The organism is Leptolyngbya sp. KIOST-1 (genome assembly GCF_000763385.1).
Taxonomy (GTDB): Bacteria; Cyanobacteriota; Cyanobacteriia; order Phormidesmidales; family Phormidesmidaceae; genus Nodosilinea.
Genome location: NZ_JQFA01000002.1, coordinates 3,368,023 through 3,379,854, shown reverse-complemented (window position 1 = coordinate 3,379,854; position 11,832 = coordinate 3,368,023). Strand labels below are relative to the sequence as shown.

The following is an 11,832-nucleotide window of genomic DNA, read 5'->3' as shown; positions in this document are numbered from 1 at the left end:
TATCTGAAACGGCCAAACCTGCCAACGATGACGATTCAACCGAGAGTATAGACGGTTGGATGTGCCTCAGGTGGCCTGCCGGAGAGGGCGATTTAGGCGATCGCCTTCACCAACCGAAACCCCACATGGGTAGTACCGGTATCCACCGCTTGGGATTCCCGGGCAGCGGGGCGGTAACGGCTGCAATAGTTCTTGGCGCATAGGTAAGAGCCCCCTTTGATCACATGGGTGGCTCCGTCCTGGGGCTTTTTAGGATCGTAGCTGGCCGCCTGGGCAGGGCCGATGGGGTCATGCTGGTGGGCCAGGTCGTCGTGGAGCACGGTGTACCAGCTGGAGGTCAGCTCCCACACATTCCCCGCCATATCGTAGAGGCCATAGCCATTGGCCGGGTAGGACATCACCGGAGCGGTGCCCAGGTGGCCATCGGCCTTGGTGTTGAAAAAGGGAAACAACCCCTGCCAGGTATTGGCCTGTTTAGCGGAGTACTGCTCGCCCCAGGTGTAGGTCCAGCCCTCGGCCCCGCCCCTGGCGGCGTACTCCCACTGGGCCTCGGTGGGCAGTTGGCGATCGGCCCAAGCGGCATAGGCCGTGGCATCCTCGTAGGCAATGTGAACCACGGGATGATTCTCCTTACCTTGCAAATCGCTATCGGGGCCGTAGGGGTGTCGCCAGTTGGCCCCCGGCACCCAATGCCACCAGCTCAGGTAGGCCACCTGCTGAAGGCCCTCCTCCGGCGGCTGAAACACCAGGGAACCCGGCGATCGCTCCTCCTCAGACAAATCAGAAAATTCCGCCCCAGACAGGGGCCGCTCCGCCACGGTGACATAGCCTGTATCCGCCACAAAGGCGGCAAACTGGGCATTCGTGACCTCATGGGGTTCGATGCAAAAACTGCTGACGAAGACATCCTCGGCAATTTTTTCCTCCACAAAGTCCGAGTCTTCAGCCCCCATGGTGAACGTGCCCCCAGGGATGTAGACCATATCCCCAGGGCAGGGGTAAGAGTCCGCGAGGGAGGGGAGGGGGAAGAGTAGAAGGGTGAGGAGGGTGAGGAGGGTGAGGGAGCGGGGGAGAGGCATGGGTGGATGAGTGGATGGGTGGATGGGTGGGCGGGTGGATGGGTGGGCGGGTGGATGGGTGGGCGTAGGGGCGGACCCGTGTGTCCGCCCGGGCAGGAATGGTAGCGGAGGTGGATGGAAAATAGACAAGGAGGCAAATTGGTCTTAAAGATCCCAGGGTTCTAACTAAGGGAGGTTTTGCCATTGGCCAAGGGACTTGAGAACCCTGGGATCTCCGACTAAGCTGGGTTCTCTGCGGTTTGCCGTTGTCGCTTGGCCCAAACGTTGTAGGGGAAGGCTGTCACTGCCCCGATCACCACGTAGGCGATCACCGTGGGAATGGCATTTCCGGCCCCATTGGCGGCGAGGAGGAACAGGGCAAGTCCGGCATTGCGGGCGATGGTGCCGGTGGCAATGGCGGAACGTACCGAGATCTCGGGCCCGCCCAGAAAGTGGCCGCAGGCGAGGCCGAATATCACAATCAGCGGGATGGCCACCAGACCGCGCCAGGCAATGGTGGGCAGCACTACGATGCTGATGCCTAGGGCAAACACTAGCAGTACCGCAAACAGAGTGCTGGCAATGGTAGACAGCAGTTGGCCGACGTTTTCCGCTTGCTCGCCGCTGAATTGGCGAAGGGCTAGCCCCAGCCCTAGGGGTAAAACTTGGGCGAGGAGGACCTGCTTGGCAATGGCCCCATAGTCGGCACTGGCGTCAATGGGGGCAAACAGTTGGGTCAGCACCCACAGCGTTAGCGGTGTGGTGACAATCGCCAGTATGGCCAGGGTCACTTGTAGGCTAATGGCCACCTCTGGATTGCTGCCCGCCATGGAGGCCCGCCGAGACAGCAGCGGTGCCCCCGGAGCCGCCGCCAATACCGCCAACCCCAAGGCCACCCGCCCTACCCCCGGATGCCCGCCACTGAGCACCAGATAGCCAATTACTGCCGCCCCCACGGGGAACAGCACCAGGGTGGCCAGCAGCGATCGCCCCAATAGGCTGGGCTGCCGCCACAGGGTGGCAAAGCTGCTAGGCGAGGTTTGCGCCCCCAGGCTGAGCATCAAAATAAACACGATCAGGGCCGCCAGGGTGGTAATCACCCGACTGTTGAGGGTGAACACCTCCGCCATTTGCACGCCCCCCACCACCAGGGGAATGAAGGCCGCCAGCCCTAAAAACAACAACACCGTAGCCACCACCAAGCCCTGCGACCAGGTGGGGCCATACTTGTAATCGTCGGATTCAATAGTTTTCAGCGTTGTCCAGTGGTTGACAATCGCCATCACCAGCGTCACCAGCCCCAGGGTCATCAGGCTCAGCCCCAGCACCCGCTCCTCGGTCAGACGGTTGATGCTGAGGGCGGTCTCGGTGCGATCGAGGTAGCTGAACAGGCGATCGATGCCAAAGCCGAAGCTAATCATCGACAGGGCGGTACGAATCCAGGCCATCAGGGTGCGTTCCTCGGCGGCGCGGGTGCGTTCCTTAGCCAGTTCGGTCCGTAGCTCAGCCAGGTCGGTGCGCTCCATGGAAAGGCCCGTCCGCTTTTCGGCCAGGTCGGTGCGCTGTTCCGCCATGGTTGTCCGGTTTTCGGCCAGTTCTGTTCGTTTTTCGGCCATGACGGTCCGCTGCATGGCCAGCTCATTGTTACTCGGTAGAGGGGTCGGGGGTTCGGTGGGGAGCATGGGGGTGGATGGGTAGGGGGTGGATGGGTAGGGGGTGGATGGGTAGGGGGTGGATGGGTAGGGGGTGGATGGGTAGGGGGTGGATGGGTAGGGGGTGGATGGGTGGGTGGGCAAGGGGGTGGATGGGTAGGGGGTGAAGAGGTGAAGGAGTGAAGAGGTGAAGGGTGAAGAGTGATAGGTGAAGGGTGAAGAGTGATAGGTGAAGGGTGAAGAGTGAGGGGTGTTTCGGGCTGTCTCTGGGTGGCATCCACTCATCCACTCATCCACTCATCCACTCATCCACTCATCCACTCATCCACTCATACACCCATCCCCCCCCTCACTAAGTAATCAGCGGGCTGATCAGTATGCCGAGGAAGGCGATCGCCCCCAACCCGGTGAGCACGTAAGCCACCACCAGGGAAGGGGACTGGCGGGATTGGTAGATTAAGTCGTTGCGCTGGATGCGTTTGAGCTGGCGCTGGTGGTCGAGGGCGGCGAACAGCATGGCAAAGGTGCCCAAAGCCACGAAGGAGAGGCCCAAAATGCGCGACAGCCGCAGCGGGTTGACGACATCGCCCAGGGCTGCGTAGATCGCGGCGACAATCCGCTCAATCCCAAAGCCAAAGCCAATCAGGGCCAGGGAGGTGCGAATCCAGGCCATCAGGGTGCGTTCTGCGGCAGCGCGGTTGCGTTCTTTGGCGAGTTCGGTGGCGGGGTTGGGCTGGGTCATGGGGTGATGGGGTGGTGGGGTGGTGGGGACGTAGGGGCGGACCCGTGTGTCCGCCCTAGGGGGGGAATGGGGGTGGTGGGAGACTTTGAATTTTGAATTTTGAACGCTGAATTTTTGAGTCAGGGAAAATTTGGGCTATTCTCAGGACAACTAGAAATGTGATTTCTGACCAGCCAGGAGAATGAGCGCGATGGCCAATCCGATGCCTCAAAAACCACTGAATCCAACTAACGAATTGGCGAAGGAGCGCAATCGGGCGGCAGCGGAAAGAACTATCAATGCCTGGTTGGGAATTTGTCTCAGCTTGATCGGTTTTGGGGTTGCCTTCGACCAGATTTTTCGCAGCCTGCGGTGGCGATTTCCCGCCATGGAACCGGCCATCACCAGAGAGACCGCAACGCTGATTGGAATGGGTTTTGTGGGGGTGGGCTTAGTCCTTCTGGCCATAGGGTTAATACAACATCGGTTGGCGATTAAAAGCATTGAAAACCCCGATTATTTAATGCTATCAGTGAAGGAGATGAACCAAATCGTCGTCACCGGCATTGTGATTTTGGGCATCGCCGGGCTGGTGACCGTCCTATTTTTGATTTAGGGCCCTACAGCCGTGCTTCATAGCCATAGCTGAAACCCTAACCAGAAGAAGGCCAAAGTGCCGATGATCAGCGTCAGGAGGCCCGTGGTCGCCCCCAGAGGCCAGCGGGGAGTATAGCGATACACTGGGGCTTTTAGCCGTTGCATTTCGCCCTGGTGGTCACGGATGGCGAGGGCCAGGGTAACGACGCCCAAACCCAGCAGCAGCAGACTAAGGATGTAGGCCCAGATATCAATAAAACGTCCGCTGGGGGCGATGGCACTGACCACTTGATCCACCGCCACCCCAATACCGATCAAGGTGAGGCTGCTGCGCACAAAGGACAGCAGCGATCGATCGGCGGCTAGGTGGTTGCGCTCGCGGGCCAGTTCGTCTTGGGGGTTGAAATCGGTCATTGTAACAGTCATGGTTGGGGAGAGTGGGGCTTACTGTCATCCCGAGGAATTTCCATAAACTCCGTCGGGCTATCGATCAAAAATAGGGGTGGATGGTTGTGGGCGATCGCCCGTTCACGAAATTCCAGTTGAGCCTCAATTTCTTTATTCAAAAAGTAGTTTAGGAAGGTTCGGATGACCGCAATCACCGAGAGGCGAATCAGGGCGTCGTTGCTGGGGGCGATCGCAGTACTCAAGATATCGGCCCCCAGCTGAAATTCCAGCGCCAGGGCCAGCCACAGGCCAAACTTCAGTCGAATTTGCACAAAGGGCAGCACCACCCGTTTGCGGTGTCGCAGGATTTTGATCGCCAGCCGAGCGGTGGCAAAAATGCCCACAAAAATGCAGAGTATACCCAAGAATTCCAGCAGGCTTCCCCCTAGGGTGGCCAAGGTAACGGAAAGGGTTTCAAGGGGCTCTAACCAGGGCATGGTTTAACCTCCTGGGGGGGTAAAGGATAGCGATCGCTCCCAGTCCTGCACCGCCTCTAAGGATTGACCGGTGGTTTCAATGCGGAAGCGGTAGGTGAGCACCGCCGCCAGCCCACAAACCACCGCCAGTCCCGCCAGCAGGGGCGGCAGCCCCCAAGATTTACCTAAAACGGGCAGCACAAAGGTGCCCAGCACCGCCCCCGCCTTGGCAAAGGCCGCCGCAAACCCCGCCCCGGTAGCTCGCAGACGGGTGGGAAACACCTCCCCCGACAGCAGAAAGGTGGTGGCGTTGGGGCCAGCGTTCATCAACAGGTTGAACACCAGAAACCCGGCCAACACCAGCCCGATTTCCGCCCCGCTACCCGAAGTCACCAGCCCCGAGGCCGCCAGCAGCAACAGCCCCACGGCCATGCCCCCAAAGCCGATGATTTGCAAGCGGATCCGCCCCAGCCGTTCCACCAGAGCCACGGCGCAGAGAAAACCGACAATCAAAAACACATCCACCACAGCCGCCCCCTGGGCCGAGGCCATTTCCCTGGCCATGAAGTCGGTTTCCGTGGCCAGGGCCAGCAGGGCAATGATGGTGGGGGTAAAGATGCCGATGCCGTAGGTGGCGATGTCCTGCAAAAACCAGGGCAGCGAGGCCAATAGGGTGCTGCGCCGATGGAGGGGGGTAAACAGCGTGGCCAGGCTCGCCGGTTCGGTCTCGGGGGGTGGTTCATGCTCGGCGGTGATCACAACGGGTTCCCCCAAAAGCTGGCTGGCCGCGGCCGAAGCCTCGGCATACTCACCTCGGCTGATGTAGTAGCGGGGGCTTTCGAGCTGTACCGCCAGCCGCACCGCCGCGACGACAACCGCCAGGGCCACCCCCACCCCCAGCATCCAGCGCCAGGCATACTGCACCGCCAGCGGTTCTGGGTCGGCGTACAGCACCTGAAACAGGTGAATCACCACCACCCCCGTCAGCGCCCCCACCATGGCCCCCACCGCCTGAAAGGTAAAGGCCCCAATCACCAGGCGCCCCCGCCACCGGGCGGGCACGTTCTCGGTGATGTAGGCAACGCTGATCGGGTAATCGGCCCCGATCGCCACCCCCACCAAAAACCGAAAGGCGATCAGCGAAGCGGCATTCCAGGCCAGGGCCGTGCCCGCCGTGGCCACCACAAACAGCACCACATCGACGATCAGCATCGGCTTGCGCCCCACGCGATCGGTGATTGGCCCCAGGGTGAGCGACCCCACCAGCGACCCCACCACCGCTGCCGTGGCCACCGCCCCCACGGTCACCGCATCCAGGCCAAAATCCCGCTTGAGAAAGGGCAGGGCAACGCCGATGACGAAAAAGTCAAAGCCATCCAATGCAATCAGCCCCGCCGACAGCAGCCACAGCAGCCCCATGGCCCGGGTCAGGGGGGCATTGTCCAACCGCTGTTCAAAGGAACTGGGGGCAACGGTTGCCATCATTCGTCAGCCTCCTTTGTCTTCGCCGCCTCAGCGCCTTCAAATTGCAGCAGGCGGGTACTGGCAGCCAGGGCCAAAATCGAGAGGGGAATTACCATATACGTCCACTCCAGCCCCCGAAACGATAGCCGTTCTAGCAGGCCCTTCACAAAAACCACCGTTAGCAGCACAATCAGCACCTCCATCAAGGTCTTTTTTAGGGTGCTGATTCCCCCCAGCTTGGTCCAAGTACCCGAATCCGTATCAGATTTGCCAAGCTGAATAAACAGCGAGTAAATGCCATAGGCGAAGTATAAAAATGCAAGCCCTACCAGAAAGCTGTCCAGGCATTCCAATAGCTCCAGGGTGGCGAGTTCGGTGGTGGAAATGCGGCTCCCCTCTACCATCGATTCCTCGGCATTAATGACTAACAGAACGGCTTTTAGGGTGTTGACCGTGCCAATCCAAAACATCAGCAAGGCTCCAATCAAGGATGAGATCACCGCCAGCACGCTCATAAAACGAGTCCAGCGGATCGCCATGACCAAGCGGGGCATGGTGGTTATCGGGTGGGGAGATGGGGAAGGGTCGAGCATAGATGGATTGAGGTTAGTGATCTGTCGATCTGTAGGTTAGGTGAGCAAAGCGGAACCTAACAAAATCTACGGCCACCGATGGACTTGCTCTAACCCTGGGAAAAATTGTCGGAGCGATGGGTGTAGCTTTCCGTCAGAATGTGGAGGCTGACCAGCAGCACCCACAGGGGGAACAGCAGCATTACCCAGCCCAAGCTGTTGATGTAGCCAATTCTAAGCAGCATGATGGCGGCGAACCCAAAGCCCAACCAGGCCGTCCAGCGGGGAATAACCCCCGTGCGCAGAAACAGGGTGCAGCTAGAAATCATAAACACCCCGGCCATGCGAATACTGTAGGTGCTGAGGGTTTCGCGGGCGATGAGGCGGCCTAGGTCGTAGACCGTAAGCAGTTCTCCTTCGGAGAGTCGGCTGGTGAGCAAAAGCAGACTGCCGGTCACCGCTGAGCTGACAAACAGCATGGCCACAAATAGCAGGCCGCTGCCCAGAAACACCGTGGCAAAGAATTGGTCTTCCCGCTCCCCCAGCACGTCGCGCACCACCCCCATAAACCACAGGAAGGCAATGCCAGCAAAGGGCACCAGGTTTAGCGCCAGCAGCACGGCGGGCGTTTGGCTCAGCAGTCCGGTCTCAGTGCCCAGGGGTGTGGGTGGGGTCGCCAGCAAGATCAGAGCCGAACTGACGATCAGCAAAACCGAAAACAAAATCCCGGCAATGGCCGCAGCTTTGGGGGCTCTGAGGCGAGGGCGGGGGGGAAGCGGGGTATCGGATGTCATGGGGGGAGCGTCGGGGTGAAAGGCCATCATGGAGGTGGCTCAGATCCCAGGGTTCTTGGCCAAGCCATAAACCATGGCGTCATTATGCAGGAAGAACCCTGGGATCTCTCCTGGGGTGCCCAGATCCCAGGGTTCTTTGCCTAACCACAAACCATGGCGTCATTATGCAGGAAGAACCCTGGGATCTTTCCTGGGCCTGGGCTCTCTCTGGGCCATTAGCTGCTGCCGGGGGGAATGGATTGCAGTTGCTCTAGCACCTGATCCACCGTGAAGCTGGCGGCTTTTTGGCGGGGCGGATACTGCTTAAAGGTGGAGAGAAATTCTGCCACCTTGCCCTGGGCGGGCACCAGCAGGAAGATGTGATCCAAAATCCAGTCCCAGTAGGTGTTTGAGGTCAAGGTCGCCCGTTCGTAGGGATCTGTCCTCAGGTTAAAGATGTAGGGAAAGCGCAGGGGCCGAAAGTCCCGCTGCCAGACATCCAGGGTACCGGGGGCATCCTGCACTTTGAAATGCAGCTTCCAGTTGTCGTAGCGCATGGCCAGCAGATCGCCGTCGTCCGAGAAATAAAAGAACTCCTGGCGGGGGTTTTCGCGGGTTTGGCCGGTCAGGTAAGGCAACTGGTTATAGCCGTCTAAATGCACCTTGAAGTTGCGACCAGCGGCCTTGTACCCGTTGAGCAGCTTGTCCTTCACGTCTGGGGCTCCGGCGGCGGCCAGGAAGGTGGGCATCCAGTCCAGGTGAGACATGATGTCGTTCGACACGGTGCCCGGTTCGATGTGCCCCGGCCAGCGCACCATGGCAGGAATCCGAAACGCCCCTTCCCAGCCGGAGTTTTTCTCATTGCGGAAGGGGGTCATGGCGGCATCGGGCCAGGAGTTCATGTGGGGGCCGTTGTCGGTGCTGTAAAAGACAATGGTGTTTTCGGCCAGTCCCAGTTCATCTAACGCATCTAGGATCTGTCCAACGTTCTGATCGTGGTCCACCATCACATCGTGGTAGGGCGATTGCCAGCGTCCGGCCTGCCCCACGCTTTCGGCCTTGGGGTGGGTGCGGAAGTGCATGTGGGTGAAGTTCGTCCACATAAAGAAGGGTTGCCCCGCTGCCGCCTGCTTTTTCAGGTACTCCACAGAGCGATCGGCGATGTCGTCGTCGATGGTTTCCATCCGCTTTTTGGTCAGGGGGCCGGTGTCTTCTATGCGGCCATCGGCGAAGGTGTGCAGCACCCCCCGGGGGCCAAAGCGCTTGGCAAAGTTGGGAAAATCCTTGGAGCTGGGGTAGTCAGGCAGTTCCGGCTCTTCTTCGGCATTGAGGTGGTAGAGGTTGCCGTAGAATTCATCGAAGCCGTGGGCTGTGGGCAAAAATTCGTCCTTGTCGCCCAGGTGATTTTTGCCAAACTGGGCCGTGGCGTAGCCCTGGGCCTTCAGCAGTTCGGCAATGGTGGGGTCTTCGGAACGCAGCCCCAGATCGGCACCGGGTAGACCGACTTTGCTCAGCCCGGTGCGAAACACGCTCTGCCCGGTGATGAAGGCGGCGCGTCCGGCGGTGCAGCTTTGTTCACCGTAGTAGTCGGTAAAGAGCACCCCTTCCTCGGCGATGCGATCGATGTTGGGGGTATGGAAGCCCATTAGCCCTTTGGTGTAGGCGCTGAGGTCGCTCTGGCCGATGTCATCGCCCCAGATCACCACGATGTTGGGCTTGGTGGGGGCCGCTGTCGCCGCCGAGGCGGGGGCAGCACTGGTCGAAGAGAAGGGGGCTGCGATCGCCTCACCAGTCCCTAGTCCCAGCCAAGCGGAAGGGGCCAGTGCGATCGCGCCAACCAACGCTCCGGCAATCAATCGAGTCAAGAGGCGAGGGAGGCCAAATATCCCGCTGCGCCAGTCCTGAGAAGGGGGTTTTCTCATAGGGCTAGTAGCTCCATTTCAAGGTTCTTAAATCAACAAACATGCTCAAATCAAAGGTATTGGGAGGATTGTACGCTGACCGTTTCGGCCTCACTGTTCAAAAAACGCAAGTTTTTGCATCCCTCCAGAGACAGGGAGCCATCGCTTGCGGGGCGAGATTTAGCCTATAAAGGGCTGCGCCAACGAGCGTCACGATGGCTCCGGCAGCAGGTTGGGGGCATTTTTTAATAGAACTTAATGCCGCGTACCTCACGGGCACGGGCATCTTTGAGCAAGACGGAAATGCCATCTGGGTTTTTGTGGGGCAAGCTCATGAGGTAGTCCATAATCGCCTGCCACTCTTTAATTTCTCGGCTCGCTGCATTGATCGCAGCCAGGTCGGCATTGAGATGGGTTGTCGCCGGTAAGACATAGGGACTGGTCGATTCCCTGGGGTCAACGATCGCTTCAGCCTTGGTGGTCAGGGGGCTGCCATCGGCCTTTTTAGGCTGGAGGGGCAACGCACCTTTGCTGAGTTGGGGAATGTAAACCAGAATCGAGCCCACGTACAAACTGGTGGCAAAGCTATAGAGGGTAGGGGCGTCTAGATCGAGGGGTTGATAACCGTTGTCCAGATTGCCCAGCTCTAGGTTGGTAACCTGATCAAACCGGGGGCGGCTGGGGTCGTAGTAAAACCGCAGACCCGATGTCCTGGGGTAGTATTCGCCGGGATGGTTGGGGTCGTCCATCAGCAAAAATTCCAGGATGTTTTTGATTTCCGCCGCCGTGAAATAGCCTTTGACCAGAGCACTCCCGGCAGTGGGGTCCACAATGCCGTTGCCGAGGGGGGCCAGGGCAAAGATGTCGTACACCGTTTGCACCCCGGTTTTGCCCTGGGTCAGCCCGGCCCGGATGGCCCCATTGGCTGTAAAGGCAATCTGGCTGTTGGTGGCAAGGCGCAGGGCGTCCGTCACCACATTGGCCAGGGGTGTGCCCGACTCTATGTCGGCGTAGTCCATGGGCCAGTCTTCGGTGATCATTACCAGGGGTTGGGTGGTGGCGTAGCCGCGGGGGGCAAAGGTAACCTCTCCCGCCCGGCGCAAAAAGTGGTCTACCCGGTTCTGAAGGGCGCGATCGCCCTGAATTTGGTCATCTACAGGAATGAGCCGGTAAGACTCTACCTGCACCCGGCCATCCTCCAGACTGAGCACCAGTTCACCCAGGTGTTCGCCGTACTTGCCGGTCTGCACCACCGGGCGATGATCGACCAAGAGCGGCTCCCGCAATTCGCTGTGGGTATGGCCACCAATCACCACATCTAATTCTGGGATGGCATCGAGCAGGGCCAGGTCTTCCCCCTGGAACGACCCATCGGGCTGCTTGACCACGCCACCGTGGCTAAGGGCGATCGCCACATCGACCTGTTCTTCCCGCTTCAGCCGTTGCACCGCTGCCTTGGCCGTTGCGATCGGGTCGCCAAAGACAACCTCTCCGGGATCGGTTGAATACTTAAACGCATCGTAGCCAATGATGCCCACCAGGCCAAACCGTAGGCCACCCCGTTCAATCACCCGGTAGGGCTGAAGCACCCCCCGCTGGGCCAGCGCTTGCAGATCGGCGAGGCGATCGGAGTCGGCGCTGACATCGCTATTCGTCACCACAATGGCCGGGACAGGGCCGGCATTGGCCGCCTGCTTGATCGCCTGACCCAGGCCATCCGGCCCCAGGTCAAACTCGTGGTTGCCAAAGGTAGTGGCGTCGTAGCCCATGGCTGCCATCAGTTGCAGCTCGGCCCCCAGTTCGCGACAGGCGGCGGCCACGGCGGTGCCCATGCTAAAGTCCCCCGCATCCAGCACCAGGACGGGGCCGAGTTGTTCTAGTGCGGCTTTACGCTGAGCAATCAACGCTCCCAGGCGGGCATAGCCGCCCCTGGTCTGGTCATCCCCCAACCGCAAGGGCGTGTAGTCTCGCAACGGCCCCACCCCCACCACGTTAGAGTGCATGTCGTTGGTATGGAGGATGGTAAAAACTTGTTTATCAGAGGTAGATACCAGGGTGTCTTTTGGGGCATCTTTTGGGGCATTGAACGAAAGCATGGCAGGCGCTACAGCCAGAGACGTTTGCAAAAAGGTGCGGCGATCGAGTTCAAGACTTTCCATCGGGATCAACCCCCAATCACTCCAGTCCATGGGGCTAACAGCCAGCCAAATTATCTGCTGAGCGCTTCAGCT

At 59.6% G+C, this 11,832-nt stretch carries 11 protein-coding genes; 1 reads left to right on the top strand and 10 read right to left on the bottom strand.

Translation table 11 applies throughout. The features are described 5' to 3' along the window. Window positions 1–92 precede the first annotated feature (92 nt). The 3 genes from NF78_RS14900 to NF78_RS14890 all read right to left on the bottom strand — a co-directional run bounded on the left by NF78_RS14900 (window position 93) and on the right by NF78_RS14890 (window position 3,452). Complete coding sequence (locus tag NF78_RS14900) at window positions 93–1,079, bottom strand: formylglycine-generating enzyme family protein (protein ID WP_035987540.1); 987 nt, start codon at window positions 1,077–1,079, stop codon at window positions 93–95. Window positions 1,080–1,297: 218 nt separating this feature from the next. Next, window positions 1,298–2,854 carry a DUF202 domain-containing protein gene (locus tag NF78_RS28320; protein WP_197064845.1) on the bottom strand — a complete coding sequence of 519 codons (1,557 nt, stop codon included), beginning with the start codon at window positions 2,852–2,854 and terminating at the stop codon, window positions 1,298–1,300. 208 nt (window positions 2,855–3,062) lie between these two features. Then, entirely contained in the window at window positions 3,063–3,452 is a 390-nt protein-coding gene (locus NF78_RS14890) for a YidH family protein (RefSeq protein WP_035987538.1), read from the bottom strand. A gap of 190 nt (window positions 3,453–3,642) precedes the next feature. On the opposite strand from NF78_RS14890, the gene NF78_RS14885 reads away from it, so the two are divergent. Beyond that, window positions 3,643–4,047: a YidH family protein gene (locus NF78_RS14885; RefSeq protein WP_052050672.1), complete on the top strand. Its 405-nt coding sequence runs from the start codon at window positions 3,643–3,645 to the stop codon at window positions 4,045–4,047. A 17-nt stretch (window positions 4,048–4,064) separates the two neighbouring features. Here NF78_RS14885 and NF78_RS14880 read toward each other — a convergent pair whose 3' ends face one another. The 7 genes from NF78_RS14880 to NF78_RS14850 form a co-directional block, all read right to left on the bottom strand. Beyond that, window positions 4,065–4,454, bottom strand: a complete 390-nt coding sequence (locus NF78_RS14880; RefSeq protein ID WP_081972636.1) for a YidH family protein — start codon at window positions 4,452–4,454, stop codon at window positions 4,065–4,067. Beyond that, window positions 4,451–4,912 (bottom strand): DUF1622 domain-containing protein, encoded by a 462-nt coding sequence (locus NF78_RS14875; RefSeq protein WP_072016089.1) that lies wholly within the window; start codon window positions 4,910–4,912, stop codon window positions 4,451–4,453. The genes NF78_RS14880 and NF78_RS14875 overlap by 4 nt, the downstream gene beginning before the upstream one ends. A 3-nt stretch (window positions 4,913–4,915) precedes the next feature. After that, the gene (locus tag NF78_RS14870; protein ID WP_156119844.1) at window positions 4,916–6,373 is read right to left on the bottom strand and encodes an MFS transporter; all 1,458 of its coding nucleotides are present in this window, start codon (window positions 6,371–6,373) and stop codon (window positions 4,916–4,918) included. After that, entirely contained in the window at window positions 6,373–6,909 is a 537-nt protein-coding gene (locus NF78_RS14865) for a YqhA family protein (protein WP_072016088.1), read from the bottom strand. The genes NF78_RS14870 and NF78_RS14865 overlap by 1 nt, the downstream gene beginning before the upstream one ends. 128 nt (window positions 6,910–7,037) lie before the next feature. After that, window positions 7,038–7,721 carry a hypothetical protein gene (locus NF78_RS14860; protein ID WP_035989862.1) on the bottom strand — a complete coding sequence of 228 codons (684 nt, stop codon included), beginning with the start codon at window positions 7,719–7,721 and terminating at the stop codon, window positions 7,038–7,040. A 215-nt stretch (window positions 7,722–7,936) separates the two neighbouring features. Continuing rightward, the gene (locus NF78_RS14855) at window positions 7,937–9,622 is read right to left on the bottom strand and encodes an arylsulfatase (RefSeq protein ID WP_052050510.1); all 1,686 of its coding nucleotides are present in this window, start codon (window positions 9,620–9,622) and stop codon (window positions 7,937–7,939) included. 224 nt (window positions 9,623–9,846) lie between these two features. Then, on the bottom strand, window positions 9,847–11,760 hold the full coding sequence (locus tag NF78_RS14850; RefSeq protein ID WP_052050507.1) for a bifunctional metallophosphatase/5'-nucleotidase: 1,914 nt from the start codon (window positions 11,758–11,760) through the stop codon (window positions 9,847–9,849). Window positions 11,761–11,832 lie beyond the last annotated feature (72 nt).

Bases quoted from the DNA above. Each gene is read 5' to 3' on its own strand.
- NF78_RS14850 (WP_052050507.1), bottom strand. From the start codon at position 11,760: ATGGAAAGTCTTGAACTCGATCGCCGCACCTTTTTGCAAACGTCTCTG.
- NF78_RS14885 (WP_052050672.1), top strand. From the start codon at position 3,643: ATGGCCAATCCGATGCCTCAAAAACCACTGAATCCAACTAACGAATTG.
- NF78_RS14890 (WP_035987538.1), bottom strand. From the start codon at position 3,452: ATGACCCAGCCCAACCCCGCCACCGAACTCGCCAAAGAACGCAACCGC.
- NF78_RS14880 (WP_081972636.1), bottom strand. From the start codon at position 4,454: ATGACTGTTACAATGACCGATTTCAACCCCCAAGACGAACTGGCCCGC.
- NF78_RS14870 (WP_156119844.1), bottom strand. From the start codon at position 6,373: ATGGCAACCGTTGCCCCCAGTTCCTTTGAACAGCGGTTGGACAATGCC.
- NF78_RS14860 (WP_035989862.1), bottom strand. From the start codon at position 7,721: ATGACATCCGATACCCCGCTTCCCCCCCGCCCTCGCCTCAGAGCCCCC.
- NF78_RS14875 (WP_072016089.1), bottom strand. From the start codon at position 4,912: ATGCCCTGGTTAGAGCCCCTTGAAACCCTTTCCGTTACCTTGGCCACC.
- NF78_RS14900 (WP_035987540.1), bottom strand. From the start codon at position 1,079: ATGCCTCTCCCCCGCTCCCTCACCCTCCTCACCCTCCTCACCCTTCTA.
- NF78_RS14865 (WP_072016088.1), bottom strand. From the start codon at position 6,909: ATGCCCCGCTTGGTCATGGCGATCCGCTGGACTCGTTTTATGAGCGTG.
- NF78_RS14855 (WP_052050510.1), bottom strand. From the start codon at position 9,622: ATGAGAAAACCCCCTTCTCAGGACTGGCGCAGCGGGATATTTGGCCTC.